Origin of the sequence: Leifsonia sp. AK011 (genome assembly GCF_013410945.1) — a bacterium.
Lineage (GTDB): Bacteria > Actinomycetota > Actinomycetes > Actinomycetales > Microbacteriaceae > Rhodoglobus.
The window spans coordinates 884384-902371 of sequence record NZ_JACCCH010000001.1; the positions used below are offsets into that span (position 1 = coordinate 884384).

16 protein-coding genes are annotated in these 17988 nt (G+C 66.9%); 6 read left to right on the forward strand and 10 right to left on the reverse strand.

What is annotated here, in order from left to right:
- Positions 1 to 45 precede the first annotated feature (45 nt).
- On the forward strand, positions 46 to 1257 hold the full coding sequence (gene ddaH, locus HDC94_RS14765; RefSeq protein ID WP_306457267.1) for a dimethylargininase: 1212 nt from the start codon (positions 46 to 48) through the stop codon (positions 1255 to 1257).
- A 4-nt stretch (positions 1258 to 1261) separates the two neighbouring features.
- Here ddaH and HDC94_RS04410 read toward each other — a convergent pair whose 3' ends face one another.
- Both HDC94_RS04410 and HDC94_RS04415 read right to left on the reverse strand, forming a co-directional pair.
- Positions 1262 to 1582, reverse strand: a complete 321-nt coding sequence (locus tag HDC94_RS04410; RefSeq protein WP_179495208.1) for an MGMT family protein — start codon at positions 1580 to 1582, stop codon at positions 1262 to 1264.
- Between the two features lie 2 nt (positions 1583 to 1584).
- Complete coding sequence (locus HDC94_RS04415) at positions 1585 to 2037, reverse strand: GNAT family N-acetyltransferase (protein ID WP_179495220.1); 453 nt, start codon at positions 2035 to 2037, stop codon at positions 1585 to 1587.
- Positions 2038 to 2141: 104 nt separating this feature from the next.
- On the opposite strand from HDC94_RS04415, the gene HDC94_RS04420 reads away from it, so the two are divergent.
- Positions 2142 to 3356, forward strand: a complete 1215-nt coding sequence (locus tag HDC94_RS04420; RefSeq protein WP_179495222.1) for an NADP-dependent isocitrate dehydrogenase — start codon at positions 2142 to 2144, stop codon at positions 3354 to 3356.
- A gap of 423 nt (positions 3357 to 3779) precedes the next feature.
- Here the strand turns inward: HDC94_RS04420 and HDC94_RS04425 are convergent, their stop codons facing one another.
- The 5 genes from HDC94_RS04425 to HDC94_RS04445 form a co-directional block, all read right to left on the reverse strand.
- On the reverse strand, positions 3780 to 4352 hold the full coding sequence (locus HDC94_RS04425) for a YdeI family protein (protein WP_179495224.1): 573 nt from the start codon (positions 4350 to 4352) through the stop codon (positions 3780 to 3782).
- A gap of 68 nt (positions 4353 to 4420) precedes the next feature.
- Positions 4421 to 4840, reverse strand: coding sequence for an Hsp20/alpha crystallin family protein (locus HDC94_RS04430; protein WP_179495226.1), 420 nt, complete (start codon positions 4838 to 4840; stop codon positions 4421 to 4423).
- Positions 4841 to 5130: 290 nt separating this feature from the next.
- Positions 5131 to 6639, reverse strand: coding sequence for an oxidoreductase (locus HDC94_RS04435; protein WP_179495228.1), 1509 nt, complete (start codon positions 6637 to 6639; stop codon positions 5131 to 5133).
- A complete protein-coding gene (locus HDC94_RS04440) occupies positions 6636 to 7493 on the reverse strand; it encodes an FAD:protein FMN transferase (protein ID WP_179495230.1) in 858 nt (285 codons plus the stop codon). Before HDC94_RS04440 ends, HDC94_RS04435 begins: the two co-directional genes overlap by 4 nt.
- A gap of 12 nt (positions 7494 to 7505) precedes the next feature.
- Positions 7506 to 7979 carry a hypothetical protein gene (locus HDC94_RS04445; RefSeq protein ID WP_179495232.1) on the reverse strand — a complete coding sequence of 158 codons (474 nt, stop codon included), beginning with the start codon at positions 7977 to 7979 and terminating at the stop codon, positions 7506 to 7508.
- Between the two features lie 203 nt (positions 7980 to 8182).
- Between HDC94_RS04445 and HDC94_RS04450 the strand changes: the two genes are divergently transcribed.
- The 4 genes from HDC94_RS04450 to HDC94_RS04465 all read left to right on the forward strand — a co-directional run bounded on the left by HDC94_RS04450 (position 8183) and on the right by HDC94_RS04465 (position 10314).
- Positions 8183 to 8620: a hypothetical protein gene (locus HDC94_RS04450; protein WP_179495234.1), complete on the forward strand. Its 438-nt coding sequence runs from the start codon at positions 8183 to 8185 to the stop codon at positions 8618 to 8620.
- Entirely contained in the window at positions 8613 to 9065 is a 453-nt protein-coding gene (locus tag HDC94_RS04455; protein ID WP_179495236.1) for a hypothetical protein, read from the forward strand. The genes HDC94_RS04450 and HDC94_RS04455 overlap by 8 nt, the downstream gene beginning before the upstream one ends.
- Positions 9066 to 9346: 281 nt before the next feature.
- The gene (locus HDC94_RS04460) at positions 9347 to 9592 is read left to right on the forward strand and encodes a hypothetical protein (protein ID WP_179493702.1); all 246 of its coding nucleotides are present in this window, start codon (positions 9347 to 9349) and stop codon (positions 9590 to 9592) included.
- Complete coding sequence (locus tag HDC94_RS04465; RefSeq protein WP_179495238.1) at positions 9592 to 10314, forward strand: hypothetical protein; 723 nt, start codon at positions 9592 to 9594, stop codon at positions 10312 to 10314. The genes HDC94_RS04460 and HDC94_RS04465 overlap by 1 nt, the downstream gene beginning before the upstream one ends.
- A gap of 68 nt (positions 10315 to 10382) precedes the next feature.
- Here the strand turns inward: HDC94_RS04465 and HDC94_RS04470 are convergent, their stop codons facing one another.
- From HDC94_RS04470 to purU, 3 genes are all read right to left on the reverse strand, one after another.
- The gene (locus tag HDC94_RS04470; protein ID WP_179495240.1) at positions 10383 to 15743 is read right to left on the reverse strand and encodes an SdrD B-like domain-containing protein; all 5361 of its coding nucleotides are present in this window, start codon (positions 15741 to 15743) and stop codon (positions 10383 to 10385) included.
- 210 nt (positions 15744 to 15953) lie between these two features.
- Positions 15954 to 17084 carry an N-acetylglucosamine-6-phosphate deacetylase gene (gene nagA / locus HDC94_RS04475; protein WP_179495242.1) on the reverse strand — a complete coding sequence of 377 codons (1131 nt, stop codon included), beginning with the start codon at positions 17082 to 17084 and terminating at the stop codon, positions 15954 to 15956.
- Positions 17081 to 17938 carry a formyltetrahydrofolate deformylase gene (gene purU, locus HDC94_RS04480; RefSeq protein WP_179495244.1) on the reverse strand — a complete coding sequence of 286 codons (858 nt, stop codon included), beginning with the start codon at positions 17936 to 17938 and terminating at the stop codon, positions 17081 to 17083. The genes nagA and purU overlap by 4 nt, the downstream gene beginning before the upstream one ends.
- Positions 17939 to 17988 lie beyond the last annotated feature (50 nt).

Sequence of the window (17988 nt, forward strand, 5' to 3'; positions counted from 1 at the left end):
GCGCACCCCAGCAGATTCATAGAATCCGCCCGCTAGGGTAGCGGGATGCACACCCCAGCCCCCAGTTTCGCCCGCCGGTTGTCCGCGTCCCTCATCACCGGTTTCGTGACCGCGCTGGTGGTCCACGCCGCCGTGGTGTTGATGTACTTCGTCAGCAACGGCGCATCAGGAGAGGCGCTCGTCGCCCTCAACAACTACTTCCTCGCCGCGAGCCTCTCGCTCGCCGTGCTCCTCACGATCGCGGCGCTCCTCGGGGCCTTCCGCACGTGGTGGGGCGCAGCGATCGCCGGTCTCGTCGGCGGCATCGCCGCGAGTGCCCTCGGGGTGCTCTACGCCGTGGTCTCCAGCGGAACCGCCTGGAGTGACCAGGCGACCGCGTTCCTCTTCACGTCCCTCGCCGGTACGAGCCTCGTCTTCGAGGTCGGCGCGGTCGTCGCCGCCCTCACCGCCGGTCGTGCGCTGTGGAAGGCCGCGCTGAGCTGGTCGCGCGACGTGCCCCGCAGGATCGCGCTCGTGCGTCCGCCGTCGTCCCGCCTCGCCGAGGGTGAGATCACCCACCTCGAGCGTGTGCCCGTCGACGCCGAGCTCGCCGAAACCCAGTGGGACGGTTACGTCGCCGCGCTCGCCGCGGAGGGCTTCGAGGTGCTGGATGTCGCGGCAGCCGACGACCACCCCGACTCCGTGTTCATCGAGGACACCGTGGTCATCTTCGGCGACCTCGCCGTGATCACGAGCCCCGGCGCGGAGAGCCGTCGAGGCGAGATCACCGATGTGCGGGAGACCGTGGCATCCCTCGGCCTGCGCGTGGCGGAGATCGCGGAGCCCGGAACGCTCGACGGAGGGGACGTGCTGAAGGTCGGCACGACGGTCTACGTCGGTCGGGGCGGTCGCACGAACGGCGAGGGAATCCGCCAGCTGCGTGCCATCCTGAGCCCCCTCGGCTACACCGTCGTCGCGGTGCCCGTGAAGAAGGCCCTGCACCTCAAGAGCGTCGTCACGGCCCTGCCCGACGGCACCGTGATCGGCTACCCGAAGCTCGTCGAGCACCCGGGAGTCTTCGGTCGGTTCCTCGCGGTTCCCGAGGAGCACGGTTCGGCCGTCGTCGTGCTGTCGGATGACGCGGTGCTCCTGTCGTCGTCGGCGCCCAAGACCGCGACTCTCCTCGCCGACCTCGGCTACCGCGTCGTGACCGTGGACGTGAGCGAGTTCGAGAAGCTCGAGGGCTGCGTGACCTGCCTCTCGGTGCGCATCCGCTAACGCATTACGCGGTCGGGACGTGCCGCGCCGTCGCGAGGTCGACGCGCCACGACCCGGTGCGAGTCCACAGCAGTGGGGTTCCCTCGGCGCGATAATGCTGCAGGGCCCGGGTCTCGTGGTCGATGGCCGGATGCCCGCTCGCGCGCACCACGCGCCACCAGGGCACGTCGCTGCCGTAGTGGGACATCACGGTGCCGACCGCCCGGGCGGCCCGGGACCCGATCGCCGCCGCGACGTCCCCGTAGGTCATCACGCACCCCTCGGGGATGTCGGCCACGACCTCCAGCACGAGGCTGACGAAGTCGTCGCTCGGGGCCGCCGTCATGCCTAGAGGGTCAGCGTGCCGATGTTCTCGCCGTACTGGGTCTCGCCCGTGATGACGAAGCCGAGGTGGAGGAAGAACTCCTCCGGGCCATCATCGCCGGGCTCCCAGAGGGCGGTGAGCTCCGTGAAGCCACGGCTCTTGGCCTCCTCGGCGAGCCCCCGAACGGCGAAGGAGCCGATGCCCTTGCCCTGGTTCTCGGCACCGACGGACACACGCCACACGCAGCTGCGGAACTCCTCGGTTGTCGCCTCGGGGTCGAAGTTGCCCCGGATGAAGCCGACAACAGTGTCACCGTCCAGCACGACGCGCGGCCACGAGGTGGCCGGGTTCAGGAAGCTGTCGGCGATCGCGTACGACGGCGGCGTGACGAACTGCTCCTGCCCGCGCCGGAGTGTGAGGTTGTTCGCTGCAACGATCGTGCTCGCGGACAGTTCTTCCAGCCTGAGTTCGCCCATGCTTTCAGGCTAACGGGCGATCCTCGGTTCCGCGAAGATATCTTGACGTCGAGATACTTCTGCATTTCTAGTAGAATCGGTGCGGCCAACTGAGAGGAAGCACTGTGTCGAAAATCAAGGTAGAGGGAACCGTCGTCGAGCTCGATGGCGATGAGATGACTCGCATCATCTGGCAGAAGATCAAGGACACCCTCATCCACCCGTACCTCGACGTGAACCTCGAGTACTACGACCTCGGCATCGAGCACCGGGATGCCACGGACGACCAGGTCACGATCGACGCCGCCCACGCCATCCAGAAGCACGGCGTCGGCGTGAAGTGCGCCACCATCACCCCCGACGAGGCCCGCGTCGAGGAGTTCGGCCTCAAGAAGATGTGGAAGTCGCCGAACGGCACGATCCGTAACATCCTCGGCGGTGTGATCTTCCGCGAGCCCATCATCATCTCGAACATCCCGCGCCTTGTGCCCGGCTGGAACAAGCCGATCATCATCGGCCGTCACGCGTTCGGCGACCAGTACCGCGCTACCGACTTCGTCTTCAAGGGCAAGGGCAAGCTCACCGTCGAGTTCACGCCCGACGACGGCTCCGAGCCGATGAAGTTCGAGGTCTACGACGCACCCGACGACGGCATCGCCCAGGTGCAGTACAACCAGGATGCCTCGATCCGCGACTTCGCACGGGCATCCCTCAACTACGGCCTCACCCGCAACTACCCGGTGTACCTCTCCACCAAGAACACGATCCTCAAGGCCTACGACGGTCGCTTCAAGGACATCTTCCAGGAGATCTTCGACGCCGAGTTCAAGGAGAAGTTCGACGCAGCCGGCCTCACGTACGAGCACCGCCTCATCGACGACATGGTCGCCTCGGCCATGAAGTGGGAGGGCGGCTACGTCTGGGCCTGCAAGAACTACGACGGCGACGTTCAGTCTGACACCGTGGCCCAGGGCTTCGGATCGCTCGGCCTCATGACCTCCGTGCTCGCAACGCCCGACGGCAAGGTTGTCGAGGCTGAGGCCGCACACGGCACGGTCACGCGCCACTACCGCCAGCACCAGGCCGGCAAGCCCACGTCGACCAACCCGATCGCCTCGATCTTCGCGTGGACCCGCGGGCTCGCCCACCGGGCCAAGCTCGACAACAACCCCGAGCTCGCCGCCTTCTCCGACACCCTCGAGGACGTCGTCATCAAGGCCGTCGAGGAGGGCCACATGACGAAGGACCTCGCGCTGCTCGTCGGGCCGGACCAGAAGTGGGAGACGACCGAGGAGTTCCTCGACACGCTCGACAAGGCCCTCGCGGCGCGCCTGGCGTAGCTGCCCGGTCCCTGAGGAGCGGCGAAGCCGCGTCTCGAAGGGTCACGTGGTGCTGCGGGTGGGGCCCTGCATTCAGGGGTCTCCGCCCGTAGACGCCCGCCACACCGGAGACCCCTGAATGCAGGGCCCCACCCTCCGCGGTTTCTGGCGCGCTGGAGCTTAGAGCGAAGGCCATTTCTGGCCTTCGCCGCGACGCCAGCGCTGACGGCCGTCTCGGCCGTCAGGTTCCGCGGGCGTAGCCCGGCGTATTGAAACCCGGTGGGTTGAGTAGCCGCGGCGTAGCCCCGGCGTCATCGAAACCTCACCAACGAACAACACCGACCACGTGGGTGAGGTTTCGATGACGGCCGCTGCGCGGGCCTACTCAACCACCGGGTTTCGATGACGGCCGCTGCGCGGGCCTACTCAACCCCCAGGGAACGACTAGTAAATCTTCTCCCCGCGGGCGAGCATCTCCACGTACTTGGTGATGTTCCGCTCGCGGGTTTCTGCTTTCTTGAGTTGGCTCAGGCGGAAGATGATCGCCCAGCGGTTCTGCTTGGTGAGAGTGGCGAAGAACGCGGATGCCGCGGGGTTGGCGTCGATGGCGGCCTGCAGGTCGGCCGGCACCTCCGCACCCTTCACCCGGTACGCGGCATCCCACCGTCCGTCGCCCTTGGCCCGCTCGATCTCGGCGTGCCCACCGTCGCGCATGCGACCCTCGGCGATGAGGCGCTCGACGATGCCCACATTGCGCTGCGACCACGGGCTGTTGCGGCGCCGCGGGGTGAAAGCGTGGAGCAGGTAATCGTCGTCGAATCGCGCGACCTGGCCATCAATCCATCCATGGCAGAGGGCGACCTCGAGGGCCTCATCCCAGGTCATGCCGGGGGCCGACGAGAGCTTCTTGCGAAGCTTCAGGCGCACCCCGTCATCCGTGCCGTGCTCGAGGAGGTACTGCTCCCACTCCTCGGGGGTGGCGAGGTAGACGATGGGCTTCTCCGCGAACGACGCCATACGGCGATGGTACGAGAAACCCCCGACGCCGAGGGGGAGGGGCGCCGGGGGTTCGTCTGGAGGTGGGGTCAGCTGGCGGTGACCTCGGCCGCCTCGGTGGAGGTGGCGGTCGTCGTGACCGCGACCTTGCGCGGCTTGGCCTGCTCGCTCACCGGGAGCACGACGCTGAGCACGCCGTTCTCGTAGTTGGCGGAGATTGACGCGGTGTCGATGCCCTGACCGAGGGTGAACTGGCGCAGGTAGGAGCCGCCCTGGCGCTCGCGGGTGAGCCACTTCACGTCGCCGTTGCTGCGGGTGGTGCGCTCGGCGCGCACGGTGAGCAGCTGGCCGTCGACATCCACATCGACCGAGCCGGGGTCAACACCCGGGAGGTCTGCGGTGAGGACGTAGTGGTCTCCGTCGCGGTAGAGGTCGATCGGCATCCGGCGGGGACCCTGTCGGGTCGCACCGCGCTCGAGCTCACGGAACGGGTCGAAGAGTACTGCCATGATGATCTGTCCTTCGTCTAGAAGTTGAGTCACCGTGACTCAACTAAGACGAAATTAGCACTCTGGATACGCGAGTGCCAGCGCGTTCGCAACCGGCGAACGCGAGGCATCTGCCAGCTATTTCACTCTTTTCCGGAGCTTTCGCCCCCGAATCACTCTGGCCACGCGCGTGACCGCCTAGCCACTGGCGCCGCGCGTGAACCCTCCGGAAAAGAGAGGATCAAGACCGGGGTGGCGGGGTGGCGGGCTGGTGGCGGGGCAGGTGGTGCGGTGGCGGGGAGAGGGGGGGGCTAGTAGCCGCTGAAGTAGTCGGTGTGGATGCGACGCACACCCTGTTTGCGCAGGGTCTTGCGCACCTCGTTGACGAGTGCGGGTGGGCCCGACACGAACGCACGGCGGGACGCGGCATCCGGGACCGCAGCGGCGATCGCCTCGGGTGTGACACGTCCAGTGCCGCCGTGGACCCAGCCCGTGGGCAGACCCCCGTCGGGCTCCGGCCCGAACAGCACCACGCGCGCACCCGTCCGCTCCAGCACCTCGCGGTAGGGGAGCGGCCCGGCCGTGCTCGTGGCGTAGACGACGGTCACGTCGCGCTTCTCGCCGCGCTCCACGGAGTACCCCAGCTGGGAGGCGAACGGGGTGATGCCGATGCCGCCGGCAACGAGCAGCAGGGGGTCACTGACATCCGCTGGCAGCACGAAGTCGCCGTGCACGCCGGTGCCGTGCACCATAGCGCCGGGCTCGAGGTCGAGCAGCGCCTTCTTGAAACTCGAAGATGACGACGGCACCGTGATCGCGAACGTGATCGGTCCGTCGGCGGAGGGCGCGGACGAGATGCTGAAGTACCGCCGGTTGCCGCGGAAGTCGGCCTTGCGGTGCGGGATGGTGAGTTCCATGTACTGGCCGGGCACGAAGTGCACGGGCTTCGTGGGCTGGAAGGCGAGCTCCCAGGTTCGGTCGTTGACCGCGGTCTTGCCCAGGTACGTCATGCGGATGGCACGACGCTGGCCGAAGGCGAACGCGACGAGGTTTGCGACCAGCAGAGCGAACAACGGGCTCGTGTAGATCGGCCCCACGTTGTAGGGCGCCGAGTACAGCACGCCGGCGACCACGGCGACGAGGAGTTGCTGCCAGCGGCGCGGTGGAGTGGTGAGCGGTTCGCTCAGCATGAAGCCGATGAAGAAGAACAGCGGCGACGACAGGAAGGTGTTCGAGAAGACGGTTGCGAGGTCGCTGCCGGCGCTCAACTCGATCCCGAAGCGGATCGCCGAGGCCACAAGGAGGAAGGTGCCTGCCATCGCGAACCGTCGCAGCCGGTACAGCACCAGGAACGCACCGATGATCACGACGGGCTGCAGGAACGGCGTACCCGTCCACCACGCCGGGAACCCGAGCCCGGCGAGCCCGATGATCCACGCGCCGAGCGCTGCGGGGTTGAGCACGTGGCGTCCCCGGATGGCGAGAACGTACTTCGAGGCGGTCGCGATGGTGCTCGCGAGCGCGATGCCGAGGAGCCCGATCGGGTCGAGCGTCGGCACAATGATGAGCGCGATGAGCACACCCGTGATGTACGAGGATTCCGGATGCCACGGCCGGCGCACGATGAGCGATGCGAGCCATCCCGTCAGGGCGGCCGTGCCTACCGCCACGGCCGCTGACGCGAGGATCGGCAGGGGCTGGTACGAGAGCTGCCCGAACAGCGACAGCACGAGCGCGGTGAGCGTGATGGCCGCGAGGGTGAACAGCACGAGCTTGTACATCGGCACAGCGCCGAGGGTCCGGTCGAGCCAGCGCTTCATAGGAACATCTCTCCTGACAGGTCTGGCGAGTAGGTTACCCGCCCGGTGGAATCCACGATCACGTACTGGAAGTGGAACTCGCTGGCCAGCCGCTCGGGGGAGGTGAAGAACAGGGCGGTGGCGAGCCCGTCCGCCTCGAGCGCAGTCGATGCGAGCGCCCACGTCGCGAGCACGCTCCTCGTCGGCAGGCCCGTGACGGGGTCGATCACGTGGTGCAGCCCCTCGCCCCAGGCCCGGCGGTTGGTGGCGGAGGCGCAGATCGCGCCGGTGCCGAGCTCGACGACGCCGATGGCGCGCGTGGGATCGGTCGGATGCTCGAGCCCCACCCGAATCGTGCCCGGGCCGTGCCGCAGCATGTCGCCGCCGGCATCCACAATGAATTCCTCGTGCCCGTGGTGCGCAAGGATGCCGCCGACGATGTCGACGAGGTAGCCCTTGCCCGCGGCGCCCACATCCACCGTCACAGGCCGGTGCGCGGTGAGGGTCTCGCCGTCCCACGCGATCGCCTCCTCCCAGGCGAGCGCAGGTCGGGCCGGTCCCTCGGGGCGGAGGCGGTAGGTGCTGTCGTAGCCGAGCTGTTCGAGGCTCGCCCCCACGAGCGGCGTCACGGCGCCGCCTGTGAGGTCGTAGAGGCGGCGGTAGAGGTCGAACAGGGGTGCCGCGTCATCCGGGAGCTTGATCGATCCAGAAGCCCGCCGCAGCTGCGACACGAGCGAGTCGTCGCGGAACCGCGAGTACGCGAGGTCGAACTCGGCAATGCGCTCGCGAATGAGCAGCTCGAGGGCGTCGCCGAGTGGCTCCGTGCTATCGATCTGCCACTGGGTGCCGATGGCCTCGAACGTGAGAGTCAGCACGTCGTCGCTCCGTTAGGACGACGCATCCGCCTTGATGGCCTCGAGGGCCTTCATGAAGCCCCCGCTCGTGAGGGACGAGCCTGCGACCTTGGTCACCGAGATGTCGTCGATGCTCTTGCCCACGATCTCCGCCGAGATACCCGAGGCGAACTCGCCCTGGTAGTGCTCTGTGTTGGGGTTGCTCGGGTGTGTACCGATCTCGACGGCCGTGACGACGCCGTCGGCGAGGGTGAGAGTCACGTCGACCGTCTCCGTGCCGTTGGGCGACTGGTACTGGCCGCTCTCGGTGTAGCTGCCGTCGGCGTACGTGCCGGTCGATCCCGTGTCGGTCTCGGTGGGCGTCGTGGGCTCGGACGTGGCACCGGTGTCCGGCTCGGTCGTCGTGGTGGGAGCGGGAGTCTCTGCGGCGCAGCCCGCGAGGGCTCCGACGAGCGTGAGACCTGCGGCCACGGCGATGGTGGGTCGGGCGGTGATGATCGAGCGCATTCGTCTCCCTCGAGATCAAGTTGTTACGTCAAGCATCTCGTACTTGTTGGGAGATTCCTTGGAGTCGCCTGCAAAGCACGCTTGAGCACTCGACGCGCGAAGAACGGCCTCGACCGCACATCGAAGTGAACCGACACCGAACAGGATCTGAACGTGAACGCGGTCGCCTCCGTTCCGTGCGAGCACACTGATAGAAACAGAACGTGCTGTACGTCCTTGAGCCCGAGATGCCGGGCGGAATCGACGAGGGCACAGACATCGACCGACGCACTTGGCCGCCTTCCTACAGGTCGCTGCACTACGAGCTCGACACCTGGCAGGGTGATCCGCTGGTAGCAGGATTCGTCTGCCTGCTTGCGACTCGCGACCTGGAAGCGGATTTCCGCGAGGCGGGGCTCACCGGATACACGCCCCGCCCAGTCATCGTCACTCGCTCACTCAACTACATCGCGTTGAACAAGAGGCCGGTACCCCCCTTCGTGTGGATCGACATCACGGGTGTGCCAGGCCTGCACGACATCGCCTGGACGAGCGGTCGGGAGATTGCCGTGTCTGAACGCTTCGTGGACCTGCTTCGGCGCGCAGGGGCGGAACATTTCTCCGTGACGGCCCTCGACGAGACGCAGTCGCCACATGACTGATTCGAGCCGACGTCCAGGAGGTTTTTTCCTACTCCGGCCCGAGAACCCGGCCGAGATCGGCCCCGAGACCGTGATCAATCGAGCCACGACTCCATGGAGCTACGACAAGTTGCAGGTAGAGCTCGATGTCTTTTGGGAACGCGATCCGCTGATTGCGCGAGATTGGGTCATCGCTACGGTCGACTTGGAACGAAGCTTCCAATCCGCAGGCATCACTGGGTACAGGCTACGACCTGTTGCTATCACTCTCTCGGAGAACTACGTGGAGCTGGATGGAGGGCCGATACCAGACTTCGTTTGGCTGGATGTGACGGGGAAACCGAGGCTCGACGATATCGCGTGGACTACGGGTGGGCACCTCGACCTCATCGTGTCACCCAAATTCTTGGACGTTCTCGAAGCGGGCGGAGCCTCTCATTTCGACGCGTTCCTGTTGCCTGATTGATGAGGGCAAGTCTCGCAGCCGTTGTTAGGAGCGGCGCCGGGGGAAGTTAGCACGCACGAGGCCGGTTGACCGGCTCTTGGAGGGCTTCGTCAGTGCGTCGATGACGGCAGATCCCGAATTCAACATTCGAGAGACCGCGACCCGCGAAAGTTCCGTTGTGCATGACTCTTGTCGCGTGGGACAGGTGGGAGAACCCTCTTGTCTGCCTCTACTTCCATCTGATCTGCGCATGATGACATCGCGGGGACGGACGAAGTAGAGACCCGGCGCAGAACAACTACGTGCTTGATGTTGTTAACCAGCTCGAATCTCGCGGTGCCACGGATTTCAGGATCAATCAAAGGCAAGTGAGTATTCTCGAACAAGTCGTGGGTAAAAACCGCCCGGACGTGCAGTTCACCTACGATGGGGTTCGGTATTACCTGGAGTTCGAATCCCAGGGCTCAAACCGCGGCGCGGGTCACCTGAACAGAATCTTCAGCAATGATCCCTGCGGGGTGATCGGGATCTTTGGAGGCCCCTTCTGATGCGAACCCTGCTGAACGACGAGTTCGCCCCGATTACCAAAGCCATTGGGTTCGTGAAGGCAGGGATTGACGAGGTGACTGACCAGCGCGCGCAGTTCCTCCAGCAGCACGGGTACACGCTTAGCCGCCGAGAGCTCGCATTGCCGCTCATCGAATCCCTGCGTGTTCTTGAGCCGCTCACCGTGGGAGCAAGGCCCCGCACCTTGTGGGTGGAACATGGCACGTGGACCGCTTGCTTTGACTCAGGGTACCGGGGAGGAGACCCGGGGCCCGGAGTGAGTCTAGTGGCCCGATCCTTGGCCGTCGACGGACTGTATATCCGCACATCGCCCGATATTCGCGGAGGCGAGGTGCGGAGGTGGGGTGCCACCCAGTTCGTGTTCTATCCGGCTGGAGGAGATAGGACTCACACGCGAGTAGTCGCGGCTACCAACGACGGCAGCTGGGTTTGGCAGAACTTCGGCGAACCTCTGCCCTTTGAGGAAGTTGAGCGCTATGAGGCCCCGCGTCGGAGAGACCGCTTCACGTCGGACATGCTCGAGAGGTATTGCCAGGCGCTCGGTATAGACGTATTCAATGCCGAAGCCTACGGACCCCGCGCTGTTCTGCTCGAAATGACCGAATTGCGCGGTAAGCCCCTTACGTATCGGACGATGACCCTTGAGGAGGCGCAGGCCGCCAACGGAATCGTGCCAGGTCAGGCCGCCGCCGCCCGGGGCTGAGATCGATCCGCAGCAACGCTGAGGGGGCGGCCAGGCTTTCGCCCGACCGCCCCCTCAGCGTGTTGTGACTACTCCGCGTTGCGCAGGTCGTTGCGGCGTCGCACGAGCACGACCAGCAGGCCGCCCAGCACCAGCAGCAGCGCGACGCAGCCGATCACGAGGCTGATCGAGCTGCCCGTCATGGCGAGCACAGTGGCCAGTGGGGTCTCCGGGGCGATCACGACCGGCAGCGCGTAGGCGTGGAACGGGTCGTCGTCCGTCACGGTGACGGGGGTGTCCTCGTCGTCCGTGATGAGCACCGGCTCGCCACCCTCGCCGAGAAGCGGCTCGCCCGTAGGCGCCCCGTTCTCGTCGGTCTGCGGCGTGATCGGGTTGGCGACCACGACGACCTCATCGGCGTGATCCTGGTTCTCGCCGAGCTGCAGCGTGCCCTCGGCGAAGAACGACGCGCCGGGAGGCAGCATGCCCGTCCAGGGGCCGCTCTCCACGAAGCTGTACTTCGCCGGGCCGCCGAACGGCGTGAGATCCGCCGTCCAGTCGTCCCCGAGCGCGATACCCGAGAGCGTCGTGTCATCGAGGGTGAGGTTGGTCAGCCACGTCGTTCCGGTGTTGGTGACGACCCAGCGCACGGCGTTCTTCGACTCGACCTCGTAGCCCACCGCGTGGGCCTCGTCGTTGGCGTCCTGGTCGGCGTCGACGAGCGGCTTGGTCGGGATGACCCAGGCGTCACCGTCGCGGACGATCGGGTCTTCCTTGGTGCCGTCGTACTTGATCACCTGGATGGCGGCCGTCGCGGCGTTGTAGTCGTCGACGTCGTTCACGGGGATCCCCGAGAGGGCGCCCGTGGCATCCACTCGAACGCGGTCGACGTGCGGAGCAGCGGATGCCTCGACCGTGAGCGTCGCGGAGCCGTAGATGTACTCCCCGGGCTCCCACACCGCCTCGCCGTCATCGAACGTCTCCGCCCACTCGAACGACCAGCCCTTGTCGCTGTAGGTCGCGTCGCGGGTGATGTCGCCGGGGAGGGTCCACTTCAGGGCGTCAACCGTGGCACCGGAGATCGTGACATCCGACATGCTGACCTCGCGGAGGTTCTCGTCGCCCGTGTTCTGCACGACGAACACGACGGTGCGGGTCTCGCCGGGCGTGTAGAACTCGGCGTCGGTCATGGTGTCCGCGTCGTGTGAAATCGCGGTTCCCTCGCCATCACCCTTCTCGATGTCGACGAACGGTCCCACGCCGGTCCAGGCGTTGAACGGGTCGTCGTCCTCGACGGTGAACGGCGTCTCGCCGTCCTCGAGGGTCGCGCGAACCGGCTGGTCCTCCTCGTCGAGCTCCGGCTGGCCGGTGGGCTCGAGCGTCTCGGGGTCCTGCGCCGGCACGACGACCGTCGCGATCACGTCGACCGTGTCGGTGTGCGTCTGCTCGGCGGGGATGGCGAGTGTTCCGGTCGCGAAGAACGACGCTCCGGGCGGCAGGAGGCCCTGCCAGGCACCGCTGTCGACGAAGCTGTAGTTCGTCGGTCCGCCGAAGGCGCTCAGGTCGGCAGTCCAGTCGTCGCCGATCTCCGGGCCAGCGTCGGTGACATCCTCGAGCGAGAGGTTGGTCAGCCACGTGGTGCCGGTGTTGGTGACGACCCAGCGCACGGTGCGGTCGGTGTCGACCGGGTACTCGACCGCGTGGTCGGAGTCGTTGGCGTCCTGGTCGGCATCGGCGAGCGGCTTGGCCGGGATGATCCAGGCGTCGCCGTCCTTGATGGCCGGGTCGGCCTTCGAACCGTCGTACTTGATGACCTGGATGCCACCGGTGAAGGCGTTGTACGGGTTGTCGTCCTCGAGCGGGATCCCGTTCCAGGCACTCGTGGCCGTGACATCCGCAACGTTGACGTGCGGGTCGCTCGAGAGCGGCACCGTGAGCGTGGCGAGGCCCGTCACGGTCTCACCCGGCAGCCAGAGCGCGGTGCCCTCGCCGAACGTGTCCTCCCACGTCGCGGTCAGCACGCCGTCGGAGCCGGCCGTCGCCGTGAGGCTCGTGCCGTTCGGCAGCGTCCACGAGAGACCCGAGACGGAGGCGCCCGAGATCGTCGTGTCGGTGAAGGTGACCTCGCGCAGCGGCTCGGTGCCCGTGTTGGTCACGGTGACGAGGATCGTGCGGGTCTCGCCCGGCTGGTACACGACACCATCGGCGAGCGTGTCAGCGTCGTTGACGGCGACCCAGTCGTTGCCCTCGAGCACGGCATCGCTCTTGTTGATCTCGAGGCTCGGAACACCGATCAGCACGACGCCCGCATCCCAGGTGGGGTCGATTCCGTCGGTCGCGAGGATCTCGGCGTACGTGTACTCGTCACCGGGTACCAGGTTCTGGTTGGTGCTGTCGAGCACGATCTCGCTCGTGAAACCGGTCTCGGGGTCGGCGTTGGAGTCATTACCAGCACCGCCCGCGCCCTCGATAGTGAACTTGTAGAGCTGCGCCTGCTCCTCGGTGAGGATGAAGCGGATCTCATAGGTTCCGGCGGGGAGAAGGTCGAAATCGTAGCGTCCCTGCGCGTTCGTGGTCGTCGACGTGACTTCCGTCTCGCCCTGGTACAGCGCGACCGTGACGCCCTGGAGCGGAAGCTCCCCGATGTCCTGGATGCCGTCGCGGTCCGCATCGATCCAGACGTAGTCGCCCAGCGCGTATGTGCGCGGGATGCTGTTCTCCACGGTGAATGCGAGGTCGTCGTTCACGAGCGCGGGCAGCGTGCCGCTCACCTGCGCGTCGTAGTCGTCGCCGTTGGTCTCGACGATGCTCTGCACCGAAGCGAACGCGGGTAGCTCGATCGTGTCGCTCTCGCCCACAGCGAGATCCAGCACGTACGGGCTGTCCGGCAGCGGGTCACCTCGGAAGTCGACGACCGAGACGCTGATCTCGAATGTCGTGCCCTCCGGCGCGGGTGCGCTGCCCTCGGCAAGCTCCTTGGTGACGGAGAGATCGAAGGATGCCACGAACCCGGCATCGATCGTGTGGTCGTTCTGACCCGCCCCGCCCACAGTCACGGGAGCCTCACCGGTGGTGGGATCCGCGTTGGAGTCGTTCTCCGCGTCGCTCGACTCCTGCGTGGTGAAGCCGAGGTCGCCCCACGTGAGTCCCGTGAAGTCGGGGTCGGCGAAGACGCCGCCCCACGCGAAGGTCACGGGAGTGGAGGCCGAGGGCTTGCCGAAGACCACGACGAGTTCCGCCGCCGGGTCGTCGAATCCGGACTCGGTCCACAGCGAGCTGTCGAAGACGTAGTTTCCGTTGGAGTCCGTGGTGGTCGAGGCGATCTCCTCGCCCGTGGGCTTGCCATCCTCCCCGGCCCGGAACAGGCTCACGGGAGCGTTCGTGATCGCGGGCTCGTCGGCATCCTGTCGGCCGTTCTTGTCGGCGTCGAACCACACGCGGTCACCGATCTGCACGGGGGGAGTGACGCGTGCGAGCGCGACGCTTCCGAGACCGCCACCCTTCTCGAACGAGGGGGACGGCGTGGATCCGCCCGGGTCGGTCGTGTGCTCGTAGCCGCGCGCTGGGGCTCCGTTGGTGAGGTTGAACCACATCGATCCCGACACGCGGATGCTGCCGAGCGGGTCGAACGCCGTCGACATGATCTGGTTCACACCGGGGTAGGCCACGACGGCACCGAGTGCGGTCTCGCGGTGGATGCCCGGGTTGCCGAGGTTCTGGCCATCGTTGTAGAACTCGCGCGTGTTCTCGCCGCTCGGTCCCTCATGGAGGTTCTGGGCGTTGGCGGTGGTGCGGTCGCCGACCACACCGTTCTCCTCGAGGGTGAACTCACCGTCGCCATCGGGTGCGGCGATCAGGATGTCACCGCTCGAGAGCGTCTCGAAGAGCGGGCTCGTGGCTCCCGTGATCGCGGGGTAGTTGCGGTTACCGCCCTGGATCGCCGTGCGGTCGGAGAATCCGAGTGTGAGGTAGCCCTCCGTGTCGAAGGCCAGGGTCGTGAGGATCGCCTGGGGGTAGAGCTGCACGTTGCTCGTGCCCCAGCTGCCGCCGGATGCCTGCAGCCCGACCGACGTCGTCGCCGTGGCGCTGCTCGCACCGTCCCACGTCCAGGTGTCCGCCCAGGTGTTCCAGTGCACGATCTGGGGCCGGGTGGTCGGCCAGTTCGCGGCCGTGCCACCGCCACCCCAGGTGTCGGCGGTGTTGCCCTTGCGGTAGCCGAGCCCCGCAGTCAGTCGTGGTGTCCACGTCGGGGAGCCGGTGAGGGCCTCATCCAGTGGGGCGCTCACGACGTACGCCGAGAGGTCGGCGTCGCTGGCCAGTTGCCCGGGGGTGCTGCCTGCGTCGACGTACCCGACGTAGAGCTCGTCACGGTGGATCTCGAGTGCCCACGGGCGGTGGTTGGCACCCAGGTCGTCGGCGAGGTCGATCTTCACCGCCTCGGTCGGGGTGCCGTTGGTGAGGTCAAGTGCGTAGATGTTGCGGTCGAACAGGTTGACGAAGAGCAGGGTCGAGCCGTCGTCCGTGACGGTGATGCCACCGATACCGATCTTGCCCGCCTTGGCGAAGGCGTCGACGTCCGTGCCCGGGGTGCTGCCCGTCGTGCCGAGGGCGCGGTCGGTGTTGCTCTGTGCGGTGCCGACATTGACGAGCGTGGAGACGTCCAGCCACTGCTCGAGCGAGGGGGAGCCGGCCATCGTGCCGTCAGCGGCGAGCACGTTGTTGATGCGGTAGATGCCGCCGAGTCCGAGAGCGCCGAGGCCCGAGTGGCGCTTGTAGGTGGCTGCCGCGTACACGTCGTTGCCCACCGTGTCGTAGCTGAGACCCCAGATCGACCCGACCTGCCCGAAGGTCGCGACGGTCTTGCGGCCGGTGAAGGTTCCCGGCGAGTTGTTCGGAGCACCCCAGGGCAGCCCGACGATCGCCGCCGCACTGCTCGAGGTCCCGGAGGGGACACCCGTCGACTGGATCGCCGTGAAGACCGGCGCGTTGGCCTGTGCGAAGTCGTCCGGGTTATTCACGAGGAAGTCCACGTCCTCGGAGCCGGCCGCCGCGAACTGCACGCTGCTGCCGTTGTCACTGCCGAGGAACGAGGGGTAGTAGCCCTCGGGGGAGTCGAACTCGATGCGCAGCGGGGTGCCGTCGGCGACCGTTGCAGTCGCGATCGAGTAGTCGCCCGCGGCATCCGTCGTGTCGGTGCCGACAACCTCGCCGTGCGCGTCATAGGCGGTGACGGTGACATCGGCGATGCCCACGTCGGTCTGCACGCCCGCGCTCGGGTTGCCGGTGTCGCGGACACCGTTGGAGTTGAAGTCGCGGTAGACGGTTCCGCTGACGGATCCGGTCGCGGCGATGGCGGGCATCGCGCCCGCCATCAGGCCCGCGAGGGCGAGGGTGGCTGCGGACAGCACGACGATTGTGCGGCGCGGCGAGCGCGCGCTGAAGAGCGGCATCGGGTGGGAACTTTCCGTCGGGTTTCGGGCAGGGCAACAGGAAAGGGGAGCGTGCCAGATCACGTCGTGCCGGCCGTGCGGGTGTGGCCGGTGTATCCCCCAGAAGTGAAAGCTCCGTGAGCCTCACCTCATGCGAGCCTAGGTGTGATCAATTCTCCATGCAACCGAATACGTATCCCCCATAGGGGTGAGTAGACGGGTGCGTCTCGGCTAGAGCTGGAGGCCGTCGGCCCACACGCTCGTCGCCGCCCACTCGTGGTCGAGGAGCACGGCGTCGGCCGCGAACCCCGGCGCGAGCATCCCGTGCCGGTGCTCGAGACCGAGCACCCTCGCGGGTGTGTGGGTGAGCGCTTCGACTGCCTTGGCAGGGTCAACGCCGGAGGCGATCGCGCACCCGAGGGCGGCATCCTGCGTGAGGGTGGAGCCGGCGATCGTGTTGGTGCCGCTCAGGACGGCGAGGCCGTTCTGCACCGTCACGTTGAGGTTGCCCAGGCGGTAATTGCCGTCCGCGGCACCCGCGGCGGCCATGGAGTCGGTGATGAGGGCGATGCGCCCGGCGGCCGACGCGAACGTGAGGTTCACGACCTCCGGATGCACGTGCACCCCGTCGCAGACGAGTTCGAGCACCACGCGCTCGTCCTCGAAGGCCGCCACGACCGGGCCTGGCGAGCGGTGGTGGATGCCCGGCATCGCGTTGAACGCGTGCGTGAGCAGCCGTACCCCGCGATCGAAGGCGACCTTGGCCATCTCGAAGGTCGCATCGGTGTGACCGAGGGCCGCGACGATGCCGGCCTCGACCAGCACGTCCACGGTCTCGAGCGCGTTCGGTAGCTCGGTCGCGAGCGTCACCTGCCGCAGCGTGCCGCGTGAGGCGCTGATCAGCTGCTCGACCTCGGCGGGGTCAGGCTCGTGGAGCGCCGTTGGGTCGTGCGCACCGCGGTGGGCTGGTGCGAGGTACGGGCCCTCAAGGTGCGAGCCGAGCACGAGCGGGTCGTCCTTCGACAGGTCCGCGATGAGGTCGAGGCTCTCGATGAGCGAGGGGAGCGGGGCCGCGACGAGGCTCAGCACCGAGCGCGTGGTGCCGTGGGCGCGGTGCGTTTCCAGCGCGGCGAGCAGCTGCTCGGGGCCGCGGTCATAGGCGTAGCCGCCTCCGCCGTGCCCGTGCAGGTCGATGAAGCCGGGCGTGAGCCACTGTCCAGCGGCATCGACCTCGGCGGCAGCGGCCGGGCGCTCCGGGCCGGAACCTGTGGAGACGATGATGCCGTCGTCGACGAGCATCCAGAAGTCGTCGATCTGGCCCGACGCATCGAGCTTGCGCGCGGAGTGGAAGAGGGTGCTCATGTGAAGATGATCGTCCGTGCGCCGTCGAGCAGCACGCGATGCTCGGAGAACCACTTGACCGCCTGGGTGAGCGTGCGCGACTCCTCGTCCTGGCCGATGGCCACGAGCTGGCTCGAGGTGCGGGAGTGGTCCACCCGCACGACGTTCTGCTCGATGATCGGACCCTCGTCGAGATCGCTCGTCACGAAGTGCGCGGTCGCGCCGATGAGCTTCACACCACGCGCATGAGCCTGCTTGTAGGGGTTTGCCCCCTTGAAACCCGGGAGGAACGAGTGGTGGATGTTGATGACCTTGCCGCTCAACGCCTCACACAGTTCCGGCGACAGGATCTGCATGTAGCGCGCGAGCACAACGAGCTCGATGTCGTGCTGCTCGACGACCTCCTGCACGCGGTCCTCGAAGGCGAGCTTCTGGCCGGCGGATGTCACGGGGTGGAACTCGAACGGAACGTCGTAGAACTCCGCCAGCCCCGCCAGGTCCGGGTGGTTGCTCATGACGAGGGGCATGTCGACCGAGAGTTGGCCGGCGCGCTGGCGGTAGAGAAGATCGTTGAGGCAGTGACCCGCCTTCGAGACGAGCACGAGGGTGCGCAGTGGGCGGCCGACGATGTCGAGCTGCCACGTCATGTCGTAGCGGGCGGTCACCGGGGCCAGCGCCTGCTCGAAGCGCTCGCGCGTGGCATCCGATTCCACCTGGAGACGCATGAAGAAGCGACCGGTGTCCTCGCTGGAGAACTGCTGCGATTCGGTGATGTTGCCGTGGGCTTCGACGATCGCGCCGCTGACGGCGTGGACGATGCCCGGCCTGTCCTCGCAGACGAGGGTGAGGATCCAATGGGTGGCGGCGATGGTCACGCACTAACAGTAGCGGCGTAGGCTGGTATGCGATGGCGCCGGCCCGCGTC

What these genes read in the sequence shown, in the direction of transcription:
- HDC94_RS04430 (WP_179495226.1), bottom strand. Translation starts at nt 4,840, where the DNA reads ATGGCAGTACTCTTCGACCCGTTCCGTGAGCTCGAGCGCGGTGCGACC.
- HDC94_RS04455 (WP_179495236.1), top strand. Translation starts at nt 8,613, where the DNA reads ATGACTGATTCGAGCCGACGTCCAGGAGGTTTTTTCCTACTCCGGCCC.
- HDC94_RS04470 (WP_179495240.1), bottom strand. Translation starts at nt 15,743, where the DNA reads ATGCCGCTCTTCAGCGCGCGCTCGCCGCGCCGCACAATCGTCGTGCTG.
- ddaH (WP_306457267.1), top strand. Translation starts at nt 46, where the DNA reads ATGCACACCCCAGCCCCCAGTTTCGCCCGCCGGTTGTCCGCGTCCCTC.
- HDC94_RS04445 (WP_179495232.1), bottom strand. Translation starts at nt 7,979, where the DNA reads ATGCGCTCGATCATCACCGCCCGACCCACCATCGCCGTGGCCGCAGGT.
- HDC94_RS04425 (WP_179495224.1), bottom strand. Translation starts at nt 4,352, where the DNA reads ATGGCGTCGTTCGCGGAGAAGCCCATCGTCTACCTCGCCACCCCCGAG.
- HDC94_RS04465 (WP_179495238.1), top strand. Translation starts at nt 9,592, where the DNA reads ATGCGAACCCTGCTGAACGACGAGTTCGCCCCGATTACCAAAGCCATT.
- HDC94_RS04415 (WP_179495220.1), bottom strand. Translation starts at nt 2,037, where the DNA reads ATGGGCGAACTCAGGCTGGAAGAACTGTCCGCGAGCACGATCGTTGCA.
- nagA (WP_179495242.1), bottom strand. Translation starts at nt 17,084, where the DNA reads ATGAGCACCCTCTTCCACTCCGCGCGCAAGCTCGATGCGTCGGGCCAG.
- HDC94_RS04435 (WP_179495228.1), bottom strand. Translation starts at nt 6,639, where the DNA reads ATGAAGCGCTGGCTCGACCGGACCCTCGGCGCTGTGCCGATGTACAAG.
- HDC94_RS04410 (WP_179495208.1), bottom strand. Translation starts at nt 1,582, where the DNA reads ATGACGGCGGCCCCGAGCGACGACTTCGTCAGCCTCGTGCTGGAGGTC.